Origin of the sequence: Solibacillus silvestris (genome assembly GCF_051967575.1) — a bacterium.
GTDB lineage: Bacteria > Bacillota > Bacilli > Bacillales_A > Planococcaceae > Solibacillus > Solibacillus silvestris_B.
Window position 1 is genome coordinate 155,485 of record NZ_JBQCJW010000004.1, and the last position, 24,100, is coordinate 179,584.

Genomic DNA, 24,100 nt, shown 5'->3' on the forward strand with positions numbered 1-24,100 from the left:
TATATGGTAAATATACATTTTTTTCAAGTGAACTATGTCACATTTAGGCGATAAAACGCCAAATCTTTTCAAAAATTTGACGTTTTTCAAGCTTATAATGCTAAAACAAAAATCAATATTAAAGCTAGCACGATTCGGTAAACCGCAAAGGGTGTCAGCTTTACTTTTGAAATGAGCTTCAAGAAAAATTTGATTGAAATAAGGGCAAATACGAAAGCGCTGACAAAGCCCACTGCGTAAAATAAAAAGTGATCGGCATTTATTTGATCCCAATTTTTAACAAGCGACAATCCACTTGCCCCCGCCATAATCGGCACTGCCATAATAAACGTAAAGTCCGCCGCTGTTTTATGGTCCAGCCCAAGTAATACGCCCCCTGAAATCGTTGAGCCCGAGCGTGAAAAACCAGGCCAAAGCGACAAGCATTGAATAAGCCCTATTTTCAAAGCTTTGCTGTAGGAAATATCATCCAAAGTAGTAATGGCAGGCTTTCTCGGTCCGAACTTATCTGCAATAATCATAAATACAGCCCCGATGATCAATCCGATGATTACCGTTTTGATGCTAAATAAATTTTCGTCGATGAAATCTTCGAACAGCACCCCGAAAATGCCTGCGGGAATAATCCCGATGATTACATGAAATAAATTAAAACGAGTCGATTGCTGCCCTTCTATTTTATACAGCCCGACTAAACTTAATATTCGTTTCCACATGACGAAAACGACGGCCAAAATAGACCCGAGTTGAATGACGATTTTAAATGTATTCGCCGAACCAGATCCTAAAAATTCCTTCGTTTGCAGCCACATATCATCAACAATAATCATATGCCCTGTCGAGGAAACAGGCGCAAACTCAGTCATACCTTCAACAAAACCTAAAATTAAAGCTTTTAATAGCTCGATCCACTCCATATTACGTTCTCCTTTTTGCTTACTTATTCGCTGAATTTCACATCAATTACCCATAACTCAGATTGACTGCCGATGCGGGTAGGCGGTCCCCAAAAGCCAAAACCGCTTGAGACGAGTGCATGCATCCCTTCTTTTTGACGATAGCCATAATCCAATTCAAAAATTCGCTGCGTTATAAAATGATTCGGCCACATTTGTCCTTTATGCGTATGTCCGGATACATGCAAATCCGCCCCTAACTTCGCCGGTTCATCTAAATCATTTGGTGTATGATTCATGACAAACCATGGGATGTCTTTATTTTCCGGTTGCATTTCGCCTAAAGCCAAACGATTTTTATTCGTCAAATCTTCACGCCCTGTTAAATAAAAACGATTGGCAACCAAAATTGTTTCATCCATTAATAGATGCACATCGGATTCAGCCATCGCTTCTTTGAATGCCGGAATCTCATTGCCGTAATATTCGTGATTCCCAAGTACTCCGTATACACCATATGTCGCCTGCAAATTTTTCATCACTTCGCCCATTCCTTTATTAATGAAGCGCTGTGGACTATCGTCAACAATATCACCTGGGAGAATCACTAAATCCGGATTTTGTTCATTTGAAAGCGCAACAAACCTTTCCAAATGGCCTTTCCCGGATAACAAACCGAAATGAAAATCCGATGCCATTACAATGCGCATATCTTCTCCAGGCTTGTCTATTTTGATCGAAACATTCCGTACAACCGGGGAATAGGCAAAATATGTACCCGCAATTAATAAAACGACCAATAAACTTGCAACACCCGTACCAACCATTTTTGTCGTAAGCGGCGTAAATTTTATTATAAGATTTGCTGCAATACAAAGAATCAGCCCGTATTGCAAAAAGAACATCCAATAGCTGCCTAGTACGGAAAATGGCGTAAGCAGCGGATGAAGCTTTCCTATAAAATAACCGTATGAAACGAAAAACAGCAATATCCAGTAAAAAATTGGCCAGCGGAATTGCTGAATTGATAAAAGCCATATCCTTAAATTCCAGCCAAGATAAAATGTAATACCGCTATAAAACGCAATCGCCACTATTCCTAAAAGTATCCGCATTGTATTTTTACACCTGCCCTTTTTGTCATCTATGCCGTTGCTATTTTACTATATTTCGAGTCATTGGCGGTAGTGAATACGATTATATACTATGGACAGGCTTCAGCTTTCTCCAATAATACCTCGATGAAAAAAACTACAGTGAGGTTTACATCCCCCACTGTAGTTGCGTAGTTTATTTTTCTGTAGGCACAGACACCGTAACTTTAAATAAATCGCCATCCACCGCGATATCTAAATGCCCTCCATGCATATCGACTATTGACTGTGCAATTGCAAGGCCTAGCCCAGAGCCCTCTGTATGGCGTGATGTATCTGCACGCTTAAACCGTTCGATCAATTCAGATGCATCTTCATGCAGCTCGTATTTCGCTACATTTTTAATAGTCAGCTCCGCAATGCCGTCAGCTGATTTCAGATTTACGTAAACACGAGTGCCTTCCAGAGAATACTTGCGGGCATTAACGATCAGATTATCAATGACGCGCCACCATTTTTGTCCATCGACATAAGCAAATATCGGCTGGTCCGAAATATTCACGCGTAAATCCAAATGTGCGGCCGCAAAATCTTCTCCATGCTCACCGGCCGCCTGCTGCAACAGTTGCGCTAAATCGATGCGCTGTTTTGAGAGTTCCACATTGCCGCTTGCCATTTTCGATACTTCAAATAAATCTTCAATCAATGTTTTTAAACGGTTCGATTTCGCATCCAGAATTTCGATATATTTTTTACGTTCCTCTACTGTAATATCCGGATTTTTCAACAAATCAGTATACGTAATAATCGACGTTAACGGTGTGCGTAAATCATGGCTGACATTCGTAATAAGCTCTGTTTTCATTCGTTCGCTTTTTGCCTGCTCATTCAAGCTTGTTCGAACACCTTCACGAAGCCCGTTCAGATTTTCGGCATGCTTTGCTAAAGGCGATTTCCCCTTCACTTTCAAGTCATTCGTTAAACGCCCGTGAGCCATATTATCTGTATGCTTCATAATGCGGTTCAGGTAGCCCATATTGCGCATGAAGATAAAGAGCGCCGGAATGAAAAACACAACAAATAAAAACATGTAGAACAATAGCACTCCGACATCTGCCGACAACGCTACAACTCCGAGTCCAAAGCCTCCAAGGTAAACAACGAGCAGCAAAATGAGCGACTGAATCCCGATCGAGCGATTATCAAACATGGAAGCAGCAACATTCACTAACTTTGCGGCGAATGTTTTCGGCCAAACTTTCTCCAAATTCCCCTGTCCCTTTAAGCTTTCCCAAACCGATACGAACATATATACGACCGCCACAGCAAACGCAAAACTTATAGCCCCTAATATGAATAGTTCGATAAGCTGACTATAGCGACCCTCCATATAAAAATAAATCTGTGTTTGTACGGCACCTGTAAACGACTCATTAAATAAAACAGCGAAGTAAGCAAAAATAGCTGTTGCTGCAATGCGCACGTCAATCGGCAAACGTTCAAATAGTTCACGCAGCTGGGAAGCCCGGTTGAATTGCTGGCGTGTTGGCTCCAAAGATGTCATTAATAAAACAAAACTGATGATCCCTGCAACAATAATGCCGTAATACACATATTGCGTGACCGTAAATGCGTATTTTTCCTTTCCTAAATGCGAGTTTTCAAACCAGGCTTTCGGCACTGTAACAACACCCGAAACTCCAGATAAATCCCGCTCAACAGTGTAAATATTCTCAATGATGGAAAGATTATCATACTCATAAAAATCGATCGTATAAATTCCATCGAAATTTTTGCCTAAATTAGTATAGGTTTCTTTGAAGACAGCTTGCTCTGAGACATCCCCGTGGCGATAAACTTCCCCTGTGTTTTCATCCGTGAATTCATAAGCGAAATAATCATAATTGTTTAAAGTGCTTTTTCTTTCGCTTTCAATATTTTTGAGCTCCTGCTGTATTGCCTTTTTCTTGATCGCAATGATTTTCGCTTTAACATGTTCATCGTCTTCAAAGTTTTTCTTGATGTCATCGATTTTCGCGTCACGCTCTTGCTCAATCGCCTCAAGCACTTCCGGATCTTGCGCTGCATCTATATCGTCTTCATACTGATCTTTAATATTTTGTATTTGCTCAGCAAGTGACCCGTAATAAGTGCGGTAATTATGAATTTCCTCCTCAGTAGCTGTAAGGGCCCCTTCAAAGTCTTGTTCTGTCGGTACATTCAACACATTTTGCGAAAGTTCACGAACAAAATGCTCCGCCTCGTTTTTAAAGTTTTGAGACTCGTAAAATGTTTTCCCGATATAACGACTGCCATTCGTAAAAATTAAAATCGCCGCGGTCGCTACCACAAACATAAGAAAAAGCTGGAGGTAAATTTTATTGTTTTTCATTTGTTCTTCCTCCTCATGTAAAGGCCGATTTTTGCACCATAACGTATGGTGAATGCCCTTATTTATAGCGATAAAAAATAGAGAAACTGCTTTGCTAAAGGTACGAAACGCCCTGTAAAGTAGTCAAAAAAATATGTCCCGAGATAATAAAATCCGATTGCTGCGCTCATAGCACCGATCCAAGAAAAGATTTTATTTTTCAATTTTATATCCTAGCCCCCACACCACTTTCAAATACCGGGGATTTTTCGGATCGGCTTCAATTTTTTCTCGGATTTTTCGTATGTGGACCGCTACAATATTTTCCGCATTATACGCAGGCTCATTCCACACAAGCTCGTAAATTTCGCTGATCGAAAATACACGGCCCGCATTTTTCAATAATAACTCAGTAATTTTATACTCAGTAGGGGTTAGCTTTACCGGTTCTCCATCGACACGCACTTCTCGTGAAGCCGCATCAAGCTCAAGCCCTTCCACAGGCGGTGATGCTTCCCCAAAAGCGCCGAAATTGACATAGCGACGAAGCTGTGATTTTACACGGGCCATTAATTCAAGCGGATGAAAAGGTTTCGTAATATAATCATCCGCCCCTACCGAAAGTCCATGAATTTTATCGGTCTGCTCCACCTTCGCACTAAGCATAATAATCGGGATATTGCGTTCGGCGCGAATTTTGAATGTCGCGGTAATCCCGTCCATATTCGGCATCATAATGTCCAAAATAATTAAATGGACTTCATACTTTTTGAGCAATTCGATTGCCTCAAGCCCATCTGCCGCTTTCAACACATTATAGCCTTCATTTTTCAAATAAATTTCTATACCATCCCGAATGTCCTGATCGTCATCTGTTACAAGCACCGTCAGCTGATTCATCTCGCCCACCTCACAACTTTTTCTTATAACTTTATAATAATTGACACTTCTTAACATCTACCTACTGAAATTCTGAAGAAATTCTTAAGATTTCTTATTTCCAATTAAAAGAAATTCTACTTTCGAGAGAGAATCCGTTAATAAAAGCAGTCTGTAATACCTGATCTATAATTTTATTGCCAATAAAAAAACTGCCTCCTATGAAGCAGCTTTTTTTCCACCTAATGTCAGCACGATAATTCCACCTAATAATAAACTAACACCGATCCAGGCAACAAATGTTAAATGCTCACCTACTAAAAACACACCTAGCAAGGCAGCAGTTAAAGGTTCGGCAAGACTTAATGTAACAGCGGCGGACGAGCTGATTTTCTTTAAGCCGCCTAAAAATAATATGTATGCCAAACTCGTCGCAGCAAGTGCCATAAACAGCATTGCCCAAATATTCACATCTTCCATTAACCAGCCAAAACCATCCCTCGCCGCCAATGGCAATAAAAATAGGGCGCAAAATGTAAAAGTCATTGCAACAGCCGGCAATGTTTCCTCGCGCTTCATCAACTGCTTGCTCACATTCGTATAAAGAGCAAACATAAAGCCAGCCGCCAATGCCAAGCCAATTCCAATTGGGTTGATGTCAGCTTCCCCTTGATTCATAAACAAAAGCAGGCAACCGACAATCGCTAGCACTGTAGCGATTGCCCATACAAGCGTTGGCCGCACTTTCCAAATGACCCACTCAATCATCCCGGCAAATACCGGCGAGCTCCCAATTGTAACAACGGTCCCTACAGCTACCCCTGTAAAACGTACAGATGTGAAAAATAGGCTTTGGAATAATGCGATTGCGATTGCCGCCAAAATTGTCCACTTCCATGACCAATTGCGAAACGAAATTTTCCGCATGATTATAACAGCAATCAATAAAATTCCGCCCCCGATCGCCGAACGAACCCCCGCTACAGCAAAAGAAGAAATGCCTTCCGTTAAAAATGTTTGTGTTGTCCCGACCGTCCCCCAAAGCATTGCAGCAAGTAACACAAATATATACGGCAAAATATTCACATGTTACACCCCACTATTCTCGATTAAACTATTATACTTTATTCAAGATGAAGTTTCTTTAAAATCAAATTATAATAAAGGGAAATTAAAATTAAAAGGAGGCATCATTATGTATAAATCGGTTGAACAAACGGCACGCGATACGGGCATGCCGGAGCACCAAATTCTCCAATACATTTATGCGGGGCGTATTAAAGCAATTCATGATGGTGAAGACTTTTTAATCAATAGCGCACAATTTGATACGTACCACCAACAGCTTGAACGTATTAAACAGGAAATCGAGATTTGGAAAAATACCCCGATTCCCGAAGATGTAGATATAAAAGACGAGGATTAAAGGAAAAGAAGCGAATTCACTTCATCGAGTTCGCTTCTTTTCCTATCATTTCCTATTATATCGTGACGGTAAAGCCTGCGCGTTTGCCAATAATTTCCGCATAATCTTCCACCATTACACTTGCTGTCGGGTACATACCTGCTCCAGGACCGATAATCGACAATGTTCCAATATAGTTCGTTTCCATCGTCACGGCATTGAATACATCATCCACTGGATAAAGAGGATGTTCATTGTCTACCAATAGCGGGGCGACTTTTGCATGAATCGTGCCATCTTCAAGCTTTTCCACTTCTGCAACATGACGATAGCGGAGTCCTTTTGCTGTCGCGTCCGCTACTTGCTCAGCTGAAATTGTATCAATTCCAATGACTTCTACGTCCGCCCAATTTGGCTGCTCCCCGAAAGCCAAGCTCGACAGAATCATCAGTTTTTTGAATGCATCCTGGCCGGATACATCATTAAATGAATCTGCCTCCGCATAGCCTAAATGCTGCGCTTCTTTTAAAGCCTTGTCAAAACTCCAGCGTTCCGCACGCATTTTCGTCAGAATATAGTTCGTCGTACCATTTAAAATTCCTTGGACACGGCTTACATCATTGACAAGAAGAATGTTTTTCATCGTTTTGATAATTGGCACGCCACCTGCCACCGTTGCTTCGGAGCCGATAAACACACCATTTACTTTTGCCAATGCTTCAAGCTCCTCGCCACGTTTCGCAAGCATTACTTTATTGGCCGTAATAACATGGCATTTCGCCTCAACAGCATGTTTCAAATAAGTGAATGCCGGCTCTTCATTTACAATCGCTTCAAACACAACTTGTAGGTCTTTCTCCGCTAACACTTCATCGATCGACTCGGTCATTAAATGCTTCGTTCCCGGGACACGTTCACGACTCGCATCAGTAACTAAAATCTTCGCGACCTCCAGTTCAACACCCAGCTTTTCGCGAAGCTCCTGCCTCTTCTCATTTAAAATATGGTAAATTCCTTGACCTACTGTGCCAAACCCTAAGATGGCTGCCTTGATTGTTGCCATTGCCTTTCTCCTCCAAATTCCTAACACATCTATATTGACGAATAATTCAAATAATTTCACTTAAAGAAAATTCTATCCTATATAATACATGAAAACAAGGGAAATCTCTCCTAGAAGGACATTTGTTTACTGTAAACGGTCAATATTCAATCAAATTTTATTTTTTAAGAGCGAATTCGGGAACGATGGCGCGATTATTTCCAGTCGTTTCTTGTTTTTGAGGCTTGCAGTAAGAGCGTTGCGGGCGGGATTTTCTAATATATTCGGAAATCGTCTAATATATTTTAAAATGTTCTAATAAAACTGCAATCTTCTAATATAACCGTTCATTGTGCTAATATGAGGCCTGAATGGGCTAAAATCCTCGTTTAATTTTCTAATATCACTCACACTTCTTCTAATAACTCACACCCTTATTCTAATAAAAACGTAAATACCGGTTTCAGCACCCGTTTTTTGCCCCCCAAAACGCGTACTGAAAACCCAAATTCACCTAAATTCTAATAACATCACCATTTCTTCTAATATCCCCAAAACTTCTTCTAATAACCGTCTTCATTCTTCTAATAAACTAACGCCTTACCATGCAGCACACAAAAAATCACCAAAACAAAAAACACTAGCAAGAGGGCTCGCTAGTATTCCGGAATTATTTTATACTGCCACGTTTATATTATTATAAGCCCGTAGCCGGTAAGCAGTTAAAATCTTAGTCATTATGATTTCCTCTTTTGCCGAGTAATTAGGCACTGCGTGTGGACGCTCTACTAATTGAAAATCGCCATATTTTAAAAACCATTCTTTGGCAGGCAATAAAATATGTGCTGTACCATGAACTTTGTATTCATCGGCAACTTCTTTTACAACATAACCCACTGTGGCAAGATCGTGAGCTTGTTCTGAGAAAGCGCTGTGCCCAAAAACATGCTGCCACACGATATTCACATCCGCCAAAATCCGCTGAATGGCACAAGCATCCACAAATTCCTTTACGTCATTTAGTTCATAAATAATATAGGCTGCCACATTTTGTGCACTGTATACGTTCCCCATGTCGAACAACTCCTTTTCTTCCCAATAATGCTGCAACATCATTTTAAACTTTTCCGATTGGTAAATTTCTTATCCCTATATTATTACTGGGTTTTAATTTTGTCAATAAAACTTATAAAAATAGTAGGAATTAATTTTCTAAAAAATTGCTTAGCTTCTCAGATGGGAAAAGCTAAGCCCTTTTTTAAAGTATTATGCGTTTGTTTCTGCGCCTACTTCAGCTGAAACTTTAGCCAATGCCTGCTCCAAATCTGCAATAATATCTTCTACAGCTTCTAAACCGATCGATAAGCGAATGAGCTCCTCCGATACGCCGGCAATTTTCAGTTCTTCCGCAGATAACTGCTGGTGTGTTGTGCTCGCAGGATGGATGATTAATGAACGGGCATCCCCTACATTTGCTACATGCGAGAACAATTCCACATTATCAATCACTTGGCGACCCGCTTCACGCCCGCCTTTAATGCCAAATGTAATAATCGAGCCGAAGCCGTTTTTCAAATACTTTTTCGCCAAATAATGTGTCGCAAAATCTTCAAAGCCATTGTAATTTACATACTCCACAAATGGGTGGTTTCTTAAATATTCGGCAACTTTTTGGGTATTTTCATTATGACGGACAATACGCAAATGAAGCGTTTCAAGTCCTTGCAGGAAATTAAATGCAGCATCAGCAGATAATGTTGGACCGAAATCACGCAGTAACTGAACACGAAGCTTTGTCGCAAATGCAGCGCCTGCTGTGTCAATTCCGTAGCGTAGTCCGTGATAAGAGGCGTCAGGCTCTGTAAAGCCGGGATGTCTCCCCTGTGTCCAATCAAATTTGCCTGCATCGACTACAATGCCGCCAATTGTCGTGCCATGACCGCCAATCCATTTTGTAGCCGAATGAATGACAACATCTGCGCCGAATTCAATCGGGTTGCCTCCATATGGGGAAGCGAATGTACTGTCGATCAATAAAGGCAGTCCATTTTCATGCGCAATATTCGCCACTGCTTCAATATCAAGCACACGCAAGCTTGGATTTCCGATAATTTCAGCAAAAATCGCCTTCGTTTTATCGGTAATTGCCGCACGGAAATTCTCCGGATTTGATTCATCCACAAATTTTACGGTAATGCCGTAGCGAGGCAATGTTGTCGCAAATAAATTATATGTTCCGCCATAAAGCGATCCTGCTGCTACAATTTCATCCCCAGCACCCGCTAAATTCAAAATGGAAAATGCCACAGCCGCCGCGCCAGATGAAAGCCCTACTGCAGCTGTTCCTCCTTCCAGCAAGGCAACACGCTCCTCAAATGCCGCGACTGTCGGGTTCATAATGCGGGAATAAATATTGCCCGTTTCCTGTAATGCGAATAGACGCTGCGCATGGGCAGTGTCGTTGAATGCATAAGCTGTCGTCCGATAAACAGGAACCGCAATCGCACCCGTTACAGGATCAGGTTTTTGTCCGCCATGCAACAATAATGTTTCTGGTTTTAAGTTTGTCATCCATATAGCCTCCTAAAATTATTCGATGGTGAAATCGGTGTATTTTGAGGAGGATTTTCTTAAATGTAAAAAAACCCTCTTCAGCTAAGAAGAGGGTTTGCAAATGAGCAAGTTTGCCTCCTCTTATCTTTCAAAATGATTGTTCATTTTGTAGGATGTAGCACCTTTGTCAGTTCATCACTCACTGGTTGCCGGGCATCTTAGGGCCTATTCCCTCCGCCGCTCTTGATAAGAGTTATGTGATTTATATTCCATCGTTGTTTCACAGTATAAAACATACTAATCCGATAAGTCAACAGAAAAAATAAATAATTTTCTGAATTCATTAAAATGCAAAAGCTTTTCTGCGGATGCAGTATTCCTTCGCTACGAATTCACTAAATATTAACATACTTCTTTTATTTGGAAATGCTATAATTTCCGTGAAGGATCCTTTAATATTTTAAAATAATTTTAATTTACTGCATCTCATTCAACAATCGGGGGAATGGTTGAGAGTGGAACTTTTATTTTGCTGACACTTTTACAAAATGGAGGCGTTATGCATGGCAACTGAAAACGCAAAAAAACTGAATTTAAAACCTGTTTGGATTGTTTTGGCATTTGCTGCACTTATTACGATCGTTCTTTTACCGAACAATGGAGATCTTCCGATTGTCGGCCAACGTGCATTGGCAATTTTGGCTTTTGCCGTAATTTTATGGGTAACTGAAGCAGTTTCCTATCCAGTTAGTTCTGCCATGATTTTGGCTTTAATCGCTGTTTTATTAGGTTTGGCTCCTAGTATGGATGATCCCGCTGTACAAATGGGCACAAACGAGGCGCTGAAATTAGCGCTTGGCGGATTCAGCAGCTCATCTGTCGCATTAGTCGGAGCGGCATTGTTTCTAGCAGCAGCAATGCAAATAACGAACCTGCATAAACGTATTGCGCTGTGGATTTTATCGTTAGTGGGAACAAAGACAAAGGCATTAGTAGTCGGTGCTATTTTAGTAGCGATTGTATTAGCGTTTGTCGTGCCGAGCGCTACTGCTCGTGCTGGGGCCGTTGTGCCGATCCTATTAGGAATTGTCGCGGCATTCGGTTTATCAAAAGAAAGTAAGCTCGCCGCCTTATTAGTCATTACAGCAACACAGGCTGTTTCGATTTGGAATGTCGGGATAAAAACGGCCGCTGCGCAAAACCTGGTAGCACTCGGCTTCATCAACTCTGAATTTGGGGTAGATATTTCTTGGGGCGAGTGGTTCATGTATGCAGCGCCATTTTCCGTCATTATGTCGTTTGTTTTATTCTTCGTCATGATTAAATTAATCAAGCCTGAAACAGACAATATTGCAGGCGGCAAAAACATCATCCGCAAGCAATTGGATGAGCTCGGTCCATTAAAGCGCAAAGAGATCACATTGATCGTCACATCCGTTTTATTGCTGTTTTTCTGGTCCACAGAAGGAAAATTCCATCCTTTTGATACGACAACGATCACAATTTTAGCGATCGCATTTTTGCTGACACCAAAAGTCGGTGTATTCAATTGGAAAGAAGCGTCCAGCCGCATCGATTGGGGTACATTAATCGTTTTCGCAGTAGGTATTTCATTAGGTACTACCCTTTTAAATACAAAAGGTGCTGCTTGGCTGTCAGATACTATTTTCGGATCACTCGGCTTGGATGCGATGCCAATTTTGGCTACAATCGCATTGGTCACAGTATTTAATATCGTCATCCACTTAGGCTTCGCTTCCGCTACAAGCTTGGCATCGGCGTTGATTCCGGTATTTATCGCACTTGCCATTAGTTTACCAATGCCCGCGGAAAATCAGGTTGGCTTCGTATTAATCCAGCAATTTGTTATTTGCTTCGGTTTCCTATTGCCGGTAAGCGCACCGCAAAATATGCTGGCTTACGGCACGGGAGCATTTACAACAAAGGATTTCCTGAAGTCCGGTATTCCATTAACGATCGTCGGCTATATTTTAATCCTTCTTCTTAGTGCAACATACTGGAAATGGATTGGACTATTATAATCGACTTCACATAAAAAATTGACTAAAATAAGCTTAAAGGGATCTTTCCTTTAAGCTTTTTGTCGCAATAACGACAGAAGAAAGAGCGCCATCATAGTATACTGTGCGCCTTTCTACCATTACATAAAAGGGAGATGTTCACATGAATACAAGAGAATTATTACGCAGTCATTCATCTGTACGTAAATATACAGGAGAGGAAATACCAAAAGAAACGGTTATTGATTTGATCGAAACTGCGCAAATGGCGGCAAGCTCTCATTTTGTCCAAGCATATAGCGTTATTTGGGTAACCGATGAAGAAAAGAAAGCAAAACTTGGCGAGCTGTCAAAAAATGAATTCCAATTCCGGACTGCCGGTGCATCCTTTCTATTTTGTGTGGATTTCAAACGACTGCAAGAAGCGGGGAAAAAGCATAATATCGACATCGTAGCAGACTCGGCGGAAAACGTTCTTGTAGGGGTTGCAGATGTAGCGTTATTCGCTCAAAACTTTGTTGTCGCTGCAGAAGCAATGGGCTATGGCATTTGCTATATCGGAGGCGCCCGTACAAATCCTGCGGAAATTAGCGAGCTTTTTAATTTGCCTGAATATGTTTTTCCATTGTTCGCAATGACAATCGGTACACCGACTAAGCGCAATGAGACAAAACCCCGTTTGCCTGTTGCTGCTATTTTGCACGAGAATAGCTATGACACAGAAAAATATGACGCTCTTCTGGATAAATATGATGCAACGATGGAGGCTTATTATGCAAGCCGTTCTTCCAATCAGAAAATGGCTACATGGACAAAGCAGATGGCAGATTACTTAATCGAACAGAAACGTCCATTCATAAAAGACTTTTTAGCTTCCAAAGGCTACACATGGAAATAGTTTTGTATTACTGAAATGAAGGGATATCCGTGAAACTTTTTCGTGATATCCCCCTCTTGAATCAAAGTTGATGGATTTTGGAAATGGCCACGTGAAAACATCCTTTATTTTCGGAAAACGCCAGTTGTATGAGGAAAACGGGATTTTTCCTTTAAAACAGTTCTTTTAGTTTTCCCTGGACACTTATTAGATTCTGTTTTTATTAAAAAAACTTAAAGTATACGAGGGGAGGTTTTTAAATGGCTCCTAATTTTGTAGCAAAATCATTGGAACGTCAGCATTTAAAATCCATGCGCAAACATTCCTTGCAAATAATCGATATTAACACTGTGCTAAAGGATCTCCACCATCGAATTGCATCATGCATCGATGCAGGGAAATACGAAGCTGCAACGACATATGTCAATCAATATATATCACATACACATATTTGGCATATAAAGTTTGTATGTAATTTGGAAGAGCCTGAAGTCGCATTGATGCAAATTTTCCATCTGCAATATATTTTCCGTCAAGAGCCTGCGGATAAATTCATAAAAGAACGTGAAATATTGGAAGAGCAGTACGGGAAATTCCGGGCGATTACGCTTTATTCGAATAAGCATATGGAAGTACGCCGACAAAAGATGGCTCAATTTATTAAAGAATATAAAAAATAAAAATCGATTATTTTGCCTTTCCGCAAAATAATCGATTTTTGGTTATCCCGTAACGGGCTTCTTTATTTTACCCCTACAATTTGCAATGCTTTTACAGGCTGGAAATCCTCGCCTGTTTTTGCATACGTAATTACCACTTTATCGCCTTCTTGCAAGTATATTGCAAATGGCGCCACCTCTGAGCTTACGATAAAGCTTTCACCTGTTGCCGTCAAGAATGAAACAATAGTGAAATCCCCTACACGTTCTTTATAAACACGGACAACCTCTCCTGTGGCCTGTGCCTCTTCTGCGTTTGAAGTGCCATCTACCGTACTTCCTCCGCGGCTAAGCGCTGTTTTATAAAGTTTTAATGCTTCATTCGGTGTTGTTCCAAATGCTGAAATTTCAGGATTTGCTGCTGATACAATAAAATAGTTTTGTAAAAAGCCGTTCGCGTCCAATACTGCCGATAACCAGCTTGCCTCACCGTAAAAATTGTAAAGAACCGGCATTTCACCTTTCCATTCTTTTTCGATGAACTTTTTCTCGATAATATCAAGAGCCCCTTGCGAGTCCATATAAGACTCTTCTAAATTCCCTGTGTAATACGTCGCTTCCCCTGTACGTGCATGTGTCAATGCATAGCCAAGCATCGAGTCGACGCCCTCTTTCGGGCTTGTGAAATCAGTGAAGTAATACATTTCCCCATCTTCCATAAAGATCGGGCTTACATTTGCTTCCGTGCCTTCATCACTCGGCAATTTAACATCCTTTTTGCCGACAAGACTATTCCAAAAACCGTGGACATAGTTTCCGTAGTAACTGTTTTGCAAGCTCACTGTCTCTGGTGACACAGCCCCATCAATGAATTCCGGAACATCCGCAGTCGCAATTTTTTCGGTTTTGCCTGTTTTCGCGTCGACAAGTACAATACCCTTCACGTCAAAGCCATTACGTGCCGAAATAAACTCTCCGTATGATCGAATATAATAAGGCTTGCCATCCTCATCAATTTCCAATTGCGGATCACCGTAGAAAATTAATGATGGATTTTGCAGGCGAATATGGCGCTCCAAGTTTTTATTTAAATAAGCTGATGGCACATAGCTCATTTCAGCCTTCACGAATTTCGGGTTGTCGCTGGAATCTGTCGCACTCATCGTGAAATAGCCCGGCGTTGTTTTCCCGTTGAACCATTTGAAGAATCCCGAAAATTCCACTGGCGCAATATATACATACGCACCATTTACTTTTTGGATTTGCAAATTTCCTAACTCATAGTAACTCGTGTTCGGCACTTGGCCAAATGCTTTTTTCATTTTATTTTTCACGAATTGCGGCGGTACACTTGCCGGCGTTTTCGTCTCATCAAATGGCGAAATTTCTGTCTCTTCTTTCATTTGCGATGACTCATATTTTTCATTCGCATTCAAAAACGGTGCACTTACTAAATAGCCGATTCCAATAATGCCGATAAGAACGATGGCCGATTTGATTTTTTGCTCGGCGCCGACCGCCAATATTGCCCCTACAATCGCCACAACCGGCAAAACATACAAAAAAATTGTCCAGCTTAAATCAATTTTAGATATATAAACCGTTAAAAATACCGAAATAAAACTTACAACAAATGTCGCAGCCGCTAATACGGAAAATGCTTTTGACGAAAGCTCTTTATGGCGAACCTTTTTTGTCAACGGTACTAAAAGCAATGTTACAAAAAGCGAACCAATTGCTGTTATTAGCAATAATTGACCCATAACAATCATCCTCTCTTTGTACTATTTACGAATAACGGAAAAAAAAGATTCATAAACAATTAGAAAAACGCATTTCAAGGCAAAAAAGAGCGGAATATCGTTTTTCCAATGGTAGATTTCTTTGTAATTCTCTATTTTCGCTACACTTAAAAACTATTTTTAGGAGGTAAATGAATGGCGCGTAAAGTACTGATTTTATTATTTTTGGGGCTCGGAATATATTATGTGTTCTTTTTTCACACAATCGATAGTTCGCTCAAAATGGTTTTCAAGCTATTGCCGATGGTTTTATTGATCACGCTGGCATTTTTGACGAAAATTCCTGTTAAATCAACCTACTATTGGCTCATCTCAATCGGTTTAATCTTCTGTGCAATTGGCGATTATACATTGCAATGGTTCATCATCGGGCTGTGCTTTTTCCTGACAGGCCATATTTTTTATATTTTTGCTTTCCGTTCAGCAAACACCGCGAAAACGCCGATTTATGCAAAAGTCATTTTATTGCTATATGGAGCGATCATGATGTTTTGGATTGCCGGCAGTCTCGTGCAAAAGGGCGATATTGTATTGGCCATTGCTGTTGCGGCTTATATTGTAGTCATATTAATGATGGGGTGGACTTCGTTTCGGACGGGAAGCTCTTTTGCCATTATCGGGGCCATGCTGTTTATCGCGTCTGATTCAATATTGGCGATCAACCGTTTTATGCTGGATGTCGCCTATTCACATGAGCTCATCATGTTCACATATTACGCAGCGCAATTTTTCTTAATGCTTAGTATTGCCCAATACTTCAAAATTAGTTCAAAAACCGAAATAAAGAGTGTACAATAAAAGCAATATGTATTTAGGGGGTCTTTTTCATATGAAAGAAAAAGTAATTGAACGATTAGTTCGCTATGCAAAAATCGACACACAATCAGATTTCAACTCAAACACAACACCTTCTACAATGAAACAATTTGATTTATTAAACGTATTAAAAGATGAATTGGCGGATATCGGCTTAACAGATATCACATTGGACGAAAACGGCTACCTTTTCGCAACACTTGAATCGAATACAGACAAAGATGTACCGACAATCGGCTTTTTGGCACATGTTGATACGACGTCCGATTACACAGGGACAAATGTGCAGCCACAGCGCATCGACAACTATGACGGTGAAGCGATTACATTAAAAAACGGCTTAGTGATGGCTCCTGACTATTTCCCGAATTTGAAAAACTATGTTGGTCAAACATTGATAACGACAGATGGCAATACATTATTAGGTGCAGATGATAAAGCGGGCATCGCGGAAATTATGACGGCGATGGAATACTTAGTAAACAATCCGCAAATTAAGCACGGGAAAATCCGTATAGCCTTTACACCAGATGAAGAAATCGGGCGTGGTCCGCACAAGTTCGATGTCGAAAAGTTCAATGCCGACTATGCATACACATTGGATGGAGGTCCGCTAGGCGAATTGCAATATGAAAGCTTCAATGCTGCGGGCGTAAAAGTAACAACCCGCGGGACGAATATCCACCCAGGTTCAGCAAAAAATAAAATGGTCAACTCGATTACGATGGCTATTGAGTTCCAAAATGCAATGCCGAAAGATGCTGTTCCCGAAAAGACGGACGGCTATGAAGGCTTTATCCATTTAATGCATTTTAACGGCGGCATTGAAGAGTCTACAATGTCTTATATTATCCGTGACCATGACCGTCCAAAATTCGAAGAGAAAAAGGAGTATATGGCAAAGGTCGGCAAAGAGATGCAGGCAAAATACGGTGAAGATGCAATAACAGTTGCAATAGAAGATCAATATTACAATATGGGCGAAAAAATCGAGCCCGTTATGGAAATTGTCGATATCGTTAAGGACGCCTTTGCAAAATTTGATATCACGCCGATTGTAGAACCGATCCGCGGTGGTACAGACGGCTCCCAGCTTTCTTACATGGGCTTGCCAACACCGAATATTTTTGCGGGCGGCGAAAATATGCACGGCAAATACGAATTCGTCTCAGCTGAAACGATGGAAAAAGCAACAGAAGTCATTATTGAAATCGTGCAGCTTTTTGAACAGCGCAGCTAAATAACGGAAAATTTGATGGGGGCGATTGATTTCGCCCCATTTTTTTGTATACTTAATAGACGGAAAATTCCGCTTATTCAAACGTATTCATCAAGGTGTAATTGATTTTATTCAGGAGGTGTGAAATGAAGGAAATACTTATCGGCATTTTAGCCGCTTTATTTTTTGCCGTTACATTCGTTTTGAACCATTCGATGGAATTGGAAGGTGGTAGCTGGCTTTGGAGTTCTTCCCTTCGCTACTTCTTTATGCTGCCTTTCTTAATCGCCATAGTAGCCATTCGGGGAAAAGGCGGATTTCGCATTTTATCGAGTGAAATGAAGCAAAGCCCAAGTGCATGGATTTTATGGAGCTTCATTGGCTTCGTATTATTTTATGCACCACTTACATTTGCCGCGGCGTTCGGACCAGGCTGGCTCGTTTCAGGCACTTGGCAATTTACAATAGTAGCAGGCGTATTGCTGGCGCCGCTGTTTATTTCAACAATTGCAGGGAAAAAAGTACGTGCGAAGATTCCGCTCATTTCTCTTGGGATTTCAAGCGTTATTTTAATCGGAATATTAATGATCCAAATTCCACAAGCACAGACAGTTTCGACAAAAAGCCTGCTTCTCGGAATTATTCCTGTTATGGTCGCTGCATTTGCCTACCCGCTCGGCAACCGGAAAATGATGGAGCTTTGCGGAGGTAGAATCGATTCGTTTCAGCGTGTGCTCGGCATGACTATCGCTTCTTTGCCAGCATGGATACTGCTCGCCATCTATGCTTTATTTACAGTTGGTTTACCATCGGCGAGCCAAATTTATCAATCTCTCCTTGTCGCTATTTCTTCCGGCGTTATTGCAACTGTATTATTCTTCATTGCTACGGAACGCGTACAGCATGACCAAGGAAAACTTGCGGCCGTGGAAGCGACACAATCAACGGAAGTGCTTTTTGCAATGGCCGGCGAGATGGTTTTACTTAGTGTACCTTTGCCGCAGCCGATTGCTTTAATAGGTTTGGCTATCATTATTGTCGGTATGCTGTTACATAGTTATCATACGGTGCTTGTTAGTAACAGAAGTGCTAAAGCGCCCATCCAGTCTGACAGTTCATAAACGCCATGTCCATGTTATATGACTCCGACGACACACATCTTGTGAGCCGCAAATATCGAATGCCCCGGTGCAAAAGTAGACGCTGCACCGCTTTTGCATAAGCAGGCGGAAATGTTTTGGTCCGGTAATTTGGACGGTGACGGCACTATATCTCATCATGCGATATGCTATCATTTCATTATTTTAGCTGAAAAATGAAAGAGAGCAGTGACAATGAAGTCCCTGCCCTCTTTATTATAATCCCCATTGCCAAAAGCCTGCCGGATCTTTGTACATTTTAAATTTATATTCCCCCACACCTTCACGACCATACTGGTAGCGAATGTCCACTTCTGTTTCCGACACATATGTGACGCTTCGGTAGGATGCTTCCAAAAATAGTTCACCTAAACGATTGACGTACGGAAATGAAATGTCTCCAGCGGATAATCTTTCGCTAATCATGCCATCCCCAAAAATTTGGTCGTATAAATAAAGATCAAAATATTGTTCTGGTGTGTAGTCGTTTGCCAATCCGAAATAAATCGATTCCGTCGTATTTTCCTCAGCCAGTCCGACTACTTGGCCATAAATTTTATGCACAGCTGTAATAGCCCCTGCTTGCAATGTATTTTCGGCCGGGAAATGATTTACCAAAAAGTACTCGCGTGCATTTAAAAGCTGGTCATAGCCCCCTGCAATCGTATTGCCGTTTTCCTCATACAATTCCATCAGTTCCGATTTGACAGGTTTCCCGTTTACCGTTAATTTGCCGTTCTGCAAAACGACACGGTCTCCCGGTACAGCAATAACCTCATAATAGGCATTTTCATAGATCGGCAAATGACTGCTCGTATTTGTCATCGTCCGTACAGCATCCCCTGCTTCATATACCGCTTCATCGAACAGATTTTCCTGCCGCTCAATAACAGTATGATAAAGCCCTTCTTTCCCTGCAAAAGTAAACTCTTCATTATCAACATATTGCAAATCCGTTAAGCGATCGAGCACTGGTAGCTGTGCAAACGATTCATAATGGATTGTTGAAAGCTTCTTCGTTTTTTGAAGTGTGGCTATTTGCGCTAAATCATCAAGTGGATCATATGGGACGCCACGCCCTTCATTTGCCGAATTTTGCGTAAAAGGAACCGCCGTCATAAAGAGGAATACGGCAACTGCGGCAACTGCTGCCGTAACTGCTTGCACATGCCATGAGCGCTGCGTCTTTCGTAGAGTCAAATCTTCTTTGACACGCTTTTTTATGTGGCTTTCCTGCAAGCTTGTATCGCCCATCAAGTCATCCAGCTGCTTTTTAAATGGATCCATCTATCATACCTCCATTTCCTCTTCATTAAAAAACTCTTTCAGTTGTTGCTTCGCTCGCCGCAATCGGGTTTTCACTGTATTTTCATTGAGCTGTAAATACGATGCAATCTGTGCAATCGACTGTTCGTCATAATAATATAAGATGAGTGGTTCCCGATACTTCAGCGGTAGCCGGAATAACTTTTGTTCAAGGGATGCAAGCTGTTCTTTTTGTATTACTTCTTCATCCGAACCTTTTGTTTGAGCAAAAACGGTATCGAAAAACATATCTTTTTTATGCTTCCATGAACGTAAATAATCTTTTGCACGATTGGCGGTCATTTTCGTCAAATACGTTTTTAAGGACGATTCACTGCGGAATTGGTCGCTCTTTTGAAAGTATGTCACAAATACTTCCTGTACGATATCCTCGGCGGTAGCCCAATTTTTCACGTACAAATAAGCAATGCGCACTAAATAGCGTGAGTGCTCGTCCATTACCGCATCAAAATCTTTCATGTAAGTGTCAACACCTTCTTGCTTTCTTTATATTCAGCGCACCCCCTTTACATAGGAAGTGAACTGCTCAAATGTTTTGTTTTCTGTCATGCCGAAACGATTTACTTTATAGTTTGATTGCTGCATATTCGCATACCCTTCAGTTGTCGTAAAGCCGATCAGCAATCCAACTTCCTTCATCGCCGCAATCATCGCCTCATTATAATGCCCAAAAGGATATGCTAAAGATGTCGCGTTTTTAAGTGTTGCGACATTGAGCTGTAAATCTGCTGCAATTTCAGCCGATGAATATTCCAGCCCGACAGCAAGACCCGTTTCGCCATTTAATTGATGGAGATTATGTGTATGTGCCTCGTACTGAAACACATCGGCCAATTGCTGCATCTCATATTCGGTGAAAAATTGGAGCGGTCCTTCGCTATTAAAAACCTGGGCTCCTTCAAAACGGGTCGTCCGGGAAGAGATAATATGCTGCACCGCTGTAAAGCCATGCTCTTTTAAAACCGGATACGCATATTCCTTCGTCGATAATAAGCCATCATCAAAAGTGATAAGCACACAATCAATAGGCAATATTATGCGCCCTTCCAAATAATCGTATAGTTGTGCTGTCGTGATTGTTTCAAACTGTTCGTCGGCTAAATAGTTCATCTGCTGCTCAAAGGATTGTGCAGAAACAGTACTCGCCTCTGTCATCATCTCTTCTTTCGGTAAAATATGATGATACACTAAAACCGGGATTCCTTCATCTATTTCCGCTGATTGTCTATGTATATAGCCAGCTCGTTCTCCAACTTTTATGACAAACCAATCACCAAGCTTCCCTACGACCGGATAACGGAAACCTTGTGCAAGCTGCATTATTTTTCCGCTGTTAAAGCTCATTTCTTCATAGACTGTAACTTCTTGCTTCGTTTTAATCGAATTGGCTACTTCTGTATTCACCAATGCTTTAAGCTGCCGTTTTTCTATGATTGCACTTCCCTTTTTTATAAAGGCTGATATTTTCCCGAACCGCAGTTCATAGTACAGCTCGTCTTCTCCTACTATCGCAAAGGAAGCACTCGGCTGTACTGCGCCAATTTCAACGAGCGCAGTTCCTTTTATGTAAATTGGCTGAGCTTCCTTTAGCATAATTACTTTTTCAAATAGATGGGTTGCTTGTTCAAGTTGGATTTCATTATTCGCCAGCACCGCTTCCCTTTCGTTTGCAACTGCCCGTTCAATAATTTGACTTGAGCTTATATATTCAATTGTCAGCAGTATTACACATACAGCGAATACCCCTACAGTAATAAACTTTTTCATAATTTCCTCCGTCAGCTTTTCATTTAAGCAACGTACAGACGGAGAAATCCAAAATAAGTTTCAAAATTTTTTTCCGGGATTGTTTTATGCACAAAAAAACCCGTATCTAATTGAGACACGGGCAACGGGTCTTCCAAAAAGGAAGAAAAACTAGAAGAAAAATATAAAGGGTGAAAAACTCATCGTCTGGCATATTGCCAAACTTACATTCTAAATGAGGGGGTTTAGAACGCTATTCCTGAGCTAACGAACTCCTGGAGAAAGCAGTTAGCCCAGACTTATTTGTACTGTATTACAAATAAGCTCTTGCTACAATAATAATGATAATGATTATCAGTATCATTGTCAATACATTTCCAAAATATTTTAAAAGTTTTTTAAAAATCGGCGTAATTGGAAATGGATAAAGCAGCCTATGCAAAATCCTAAAATCGCGATAAATGAGGCAACGGCCACCATAATCGTAAAGCTATAGGCGATGACTGGAACATGAAATATAAATCCTAATAATCCAGCCGCTAAACAAATGCTCGCAATCTTCGAATTAAATTTTTGCTGTTCCCCATCTTCAGGAATATACGTTTTCAAATCCTTCATCAAAAATATTTTCGCCAATCGCGTAATTGGATTGAACCCTGCAAAAATCCCGAGCAATTTGCAATTAATGGAATAGCCAATAGCCAATATTCCCCTGTCACCCATGTGAAAATAATAGATAAAAATATAGTCCATTGATTCACTCGGACTAACGGTCTTGGAATAGCAATTATATCAGCCACTAAAACCAACCTTACTTATATGTTTTGTTTATTTTAGCGTTTTTCACCTTGTTTGGGAAGAGTAATGTTATAGTAAAGATAAACAATTTTTAAGAAAAGGTGATTGGAATGCCTGCACTTTCATACGATCAAGTACGTCAATTGAATTCATACAGCATTTTTACTGAGGAACCGGAACGCCCATTATTCACATTGGCCAATTTACATAAAGATTTTTATTTGACGGATTTCCGGAATTTAATGATGGGAATTACAAATGCTGCAACCGAAACAGCGGCAATCTCCCATTTCGGCCGTCGCTATGGCATGTTTGTTGCGATGCAGTTTTATATGCTGACAACCTATGATGAAATTTGGGATGGCAAGCCTGAAGATCTTCGTTTCGCGATTATTAAAGAGTATGGTATTCATACGCTTGGCATGTATATTAATCCAAATGATTTCCGCTATGTGGAAGATGATGAGCGCGAACGTGCCATGACAGATATTTTATACAAGACGTCCGTCATTATTGGACAACTACGCAAAACAACATCAATTTCGCCGCTTATTTTATGGGAAAATATTTTTGGCTATATGCTGTGGCACTATCACACTTTGCTCGAAAACCCGGCATTGGCTGATCGCGCTTTTGATGATTTGGAATTGCTCGAGGGGAAAGATATTTGGCGCTACTTTTCGGACAAATCCCTATTTTTAAATTATACTGGCGGGAAAAGCCCTTCTTCTCTTATTAATCAACCTGTGCGAAAAAGCTGCTGCTTCTCGAAAGATATCCCCGGTTTATTGGCTTGCGGTTTTTGTCCGATGAAATAGAGTTTGTAGGGCTTGTTTTTTTTAGTGTCGTTGATAATCACGGCACTTTTTTATTTGGTTGAGGTGCGGAGGTGCCCAGACTTGCAAGGGCGGGGGGGGGGGGCTAATATATAGCTTACTTTTTCTAATAAAACTTAGAAAGTGCTAATAAGTTATTGAGTTTCTAATAAAGAAAGCCAATGTGCTAATAAAGAAAGGAGATGTTCAAATATATGTCTCCGTTCGGCTAATAAGTATTACCGATTTTCTAATATCCGGTGCAATTTTTCTAATACTTCATTTTTCAGGGTTCAGAGTCCTGCTTTCTATGTGTTATGTTCTACTTCCGGCGCTAAACTTTCCACTTTTCGCACGGCACTTGCTAATAAAAACACCGACTTCTACTTTTTAGGCGATTCATTCTACTTTCCGGGCATTAGTTTCTACTTTCCTTTAAAAACGTTCTACTTTCGGCGCTAAACTTTCTACTTTTCGCGCAGCAATTGCTAATAAAAACACCGACTTCTACTTTTTGGGCGATTCATTCTACTTTCCGGGCATTAGTTTCTACTTTCCTTTATAAATGTTCTACTTCCGGCGCTAAACTTTCCACTTTTCGCACGGCACTTGCTAATAAAAACACCGACTTCTACTTTTTAG

General features: G+C 40.8%; 21 protein-coding genes and 1 riboswitch. Of the genes, 8 read left to right on the forward strand and 13 right to left on the reverse strand.

What is annotated here, in order from left to right:
* Window positions 1-92 precede the first annotated feature (92 nt).
* From ACTHOQ_RS04190 to ACTHOQ_RS04210, 5 genes are all read right to left on the reverse strand, one after another.
* Window positions 93-917, reverse strand: coding sequence for an undecaprenyl-diphosphate phosphatase (locus ACTHOQ_RS04190; protein WP_440494413.1), 825 nt, complete (start codon window positions 915-917; stop codon window positions 93-95).
* A 23-nt stretch (window positions 918-940) separates the two neighbouring features.
* Window positions 941-2,011, reverse strand: a complete 1,071-nt coding sequence (locus ACTHOQ_RS04195; RefSeq protein WP_440494414.1) for a metallophosphoesterase — start codon at window positions 2,009-2,011, stop codon at window positions 941-943.
* A gap of 175 nt (window positions 2,012-2,186) precedes the next feature.
* Complete coding sequence (locus ACTHOQ_RS04200) at window positions 2,187-4,382, reverse strand: sensor histidine kinase (RefSeq protein ID WP_440494415.1); 2,196 nt, start codon at window positions 4,380-4,382, stop codon at window positions 2,187-2,189.
* Between the two features lie 192 nt (window positions 4,383-4,574).
* Window positions 4,575-5,261, reverse strand: coding sequence for a response regulator transcription factor (locus ACTHOQ_RS04205; protein ID WP_440494416.1), 687 nt, complete (start codon window positions 5,259-5,261; stop codon window positions 4,575-4,577).
* A 198-nt stretch (window positions 5,262-5,459) separates the two neighbouring features.
* Window positions 5,460-6,326, reverse strand: a complete 867-nt coding sequence (locus tag ACTHOQ_RS04210; RefSeq protein ID WP_440494417.1) for an EamA family transporter — start codon at window positions 6,324-6,326, stop codon at window positions 5,460-5,462.
* Between the two features lie 109 nt (window positions 6,327-6,435).
* Here ACTHOQ_RS04210 and ACTHOQ_RS04215 point away from each other — a divergent pair, with 109 nt between their 5' ends.
* Window positions 6,436-6,666 carry a DNA-binding protein gene (locus ACTHOQ_RS04215; RefSeq protein WP_440494418.1) on the forward strand — a complete coding sequence of 77 codons (231 nt, stop codon included), beginning with the start codon at window positions 6,436-6,438 and terminating at the stop codon, window positions 6,664-6,666.
* A gap of 55 nt (window positions 6,667-6,721) precedes the next feature.
* Here ACTHOQ_RS04215 and ACTHOQ_RS04220 read toward each other — a convergent pair whose 3' ends face one another.
* The 3 genes from ACTHOQ_RS04220 to ACTHOQ_RS04230 all read right to left on the reverse strand — a co-directional run bounded on the left by ACTHOQ_RS04220 (window position 6,722) and on the right by ACTHOQ_RS04230 (window position 10,258).
* Entirely contained in the window at window positions 6,722-7,708 is a 987-nt protein-coding gene (locus ACTHOQ_RS04220) for a homoserine dehydrogenase (RefSeq protein WP_440494419.1), read from the reverse strand.
* 654 nt (window positions 7,709-8,362) lie between these two features.
* Window positions 8,363-8,761 (reverse strand): hypothetical protein, encoded by a 399-nt coding sequence (locus tag ACTHOQ_RS04225; RefSeq protein WP_440494420.1) that lies wholly within the window; start codon window positions 8,759-8,761, stop codon window positions 8,363-8,365.
* Window positions 8,762-8,953: 192 nt separating this feature from the next.
* Window positions 8,954-10,258 carry an O-acetylhomoserine aminocarboxypropyltransferase/cysteine synthase family protein gene (locus ACTHOQ_RS04230; RefSeq protein WP_440494421.1) on the reverse strand — a complete coding sequence of 435 codons (1,305 nt, stop codon included), beginning with the start codon at window positions 10,256-10,258 and terminating at the stop codon, window positions 8,954-8,956.
* 120 nt (window positions 10,259-10,378) lie between these two features.
* A riboswitch (SAM riboswitch) is annotated at window positions 10,379-10,493 on the reverse strand.
* Between the two features lie 310 nt (window positions 10,494-10,803).
* Between ACTHOQ_RS04230 and ACTHOQ_RS04235 the strand changes: the two genes are divergently transcribed.
* The 3 genes from ACTHOQ_RS04235 to ACTHOQ_RS04245 all read left to right on the forward strand — a co-directional run bounded on the left by ACTHOQ_RS04235 (window position 10,804) and on the right by ACTHOQ_RS04245 (window position 13,818).
* Window positions 10,804-12,282 (forward strand): DASS family sodium-coupled anion symporter, encoded by a 1,479-nt coding sequence (locus ACTHOQ_RS04235; protein ID WP_440494422.1) that lies wholly within the window; start codon window positions 10,804-10,806, stop codon window positions 12,280-12,282.
* Between the two features lie 142 nt (window positions 12,283-12,424).
* On the forward strand, window positions 12,425-13,159 hold the full coding sequence (gene nfsA / locus ACTHOQ_RS04240) for an oxygen-insensitive NADPH nitroreductase (RefSeq protein WP_440494423.1): 735 nt from the start codon (window positions 12,425-12,427) through the stop codon (window positions 13,157-13,159).
* 239 nt (window positions 13,160-13,398) lie between these two features.
* Complete coding sequence (locus ACTHOQ_RS04245; protein ID WP_440494424.1) at window positions 13,399-13,818, forward strand: hypothetical protein; 420 nt, start codon at window positions 13,399-13,401, stop codon at window positions 13,816-13,818.
* A gap of 62 nt (window positions 13,819-13,880) precedes the next feature.
* Here ACTHOQ_RS04245 and ACTHOQ_RS04250 read toward each other — a convergent pair whose 3' ends face one another.
* Complete coding sequence (locus ACTHOQ_RS04250) at window positions 13,881-15,560, reverse strand: hypothetical protein (protein ID WP_440494425.1); 1,680 nt, start codon at window positions 15,558-15,560, stop codon at window positions 13,881-13,883.
* A gap of 174 nt (window positions 15,561-15,734) precedes the next feature.
* Between ACTHOQ_RS04250 and ACTHOQ_RS04255 the strand changes: the two genes are divergently transcribed.
* From ACTHOQ_RS04255 to ACTHOQ_RS04265, 3 genes are all read left to right on the forward strand, one after another.
* The gene (locus ACTHOQ_RS04255) at window positions 15,735-16,397 is read left to right on the forward strand and encodes a lysoplasmalogenase (RefSeq protein WP_440494426.1); all 663 of its coding nucleotides are present in this window, start codon (window positions 15,735-15,737) and stop codon (window positions 16,395-16,397) included.
* Window positions 16,398-16,428: 31 nt separating this feature from the next.
* Window positions 16,429-17,655, forward strand: coding sequence for a peptidase T (gene pepT / locus ACTHOQ_RS04260; RefSeq protein WP_440494427.1), 1,227 nt, complete (start codon window positions 16,429-16,431; stop codon window positions 17,653-17,655).
* A gap of 125 nt (window positions 17,656-17,780) precedes the next feature.
* Window positions 17,781-18,755, forward strand: a complete 975-nt coding sequence (locus ACTHOQ_RS04265; protein WP_440494428.1) for a DMT family transporter — start codon at window positions 17,781-17,783, stop codon at window positions 18,753-18,755.
* Between the two features lie 234 nt (window positions 18,756-18,989).
* On the opposite strand, the gene ACTHOQ_RS04270 is transcribed toward ACTHOQ_RS04265, so the two are convergent.
* From ACTHOQ_RS04270 to ACTHOQ_RS04285, 4 genes are all read right to left on the reverse strand, one after another.
* Entirely contained in the window at window positions 18,990-20,060 is a 1,071-nt protein-coding gene (locus tag ACTHOQ_RS04270; protein ID WP_440494429.1) for a S26 family signal peptidase, read from the reverse strand.
* A gap of 3 nt (window positions 20,061-20,063) precedes the next feature.
* The gene (locus tag ACTHOQ_RS04275) at window positions 20,064-20,558 is read right to left on the reverse strand and encodes a sigma-70 family RNA polymerase sigma factor (protein WP_440494430.1); all 495 of its coding nucleotides are present in this window, start codon (window positions 20,556-20,558) and stop codon (window positions 20,064-20,066) included.
* A 33-nt stretch (window positions 20,559-20,591) separates the two neighbouring features.
* Window positions 20,592-21,866, reverse strand: a complete 1,275-nt coding sequence (locus ACTHOQ_RS04280; RefSeq protein ID WP_440494431.1) for a polysaccharide deacetylase family protein — start codon at window positions 21,864-21,866, stop codon at window positions 20,592-20,594.
* A gap of 366 nt (window positions 21,867-22,232) precedes the next feature.
* Window positions 22,233-22,598: a DUF4395 domain-containing protein gene (locus tag ACTHOQ_RS04285; protein ID WP_440494432.1), complete on the reverse strand. Its 366-nt coding sequence runs from the start codon at window positions 22,596-22,598 to the stop codon at window positions 22,233-22,235.
* A 155-nt stretch (window positions 22,599-22,753) separates the two neighbouring features.
* Between ACTHOQ_RS04285 and ACTHOQ_RS04290 the strand changes: the two genes are divergently transcribed.
* Window positions 22,754-23,461, forward strand: a complete 708-nt coding sequence (locus tag ACTHOQ_RS04290; protein ID WP_440494433.1) for a Fe-S oxidoreductase — start codon at window positions 22,754-22,756, stop codon at window positions 23,459-23,461.
* Window positions 23,462-24,100 lie beyond the last annotated feature (639 nt).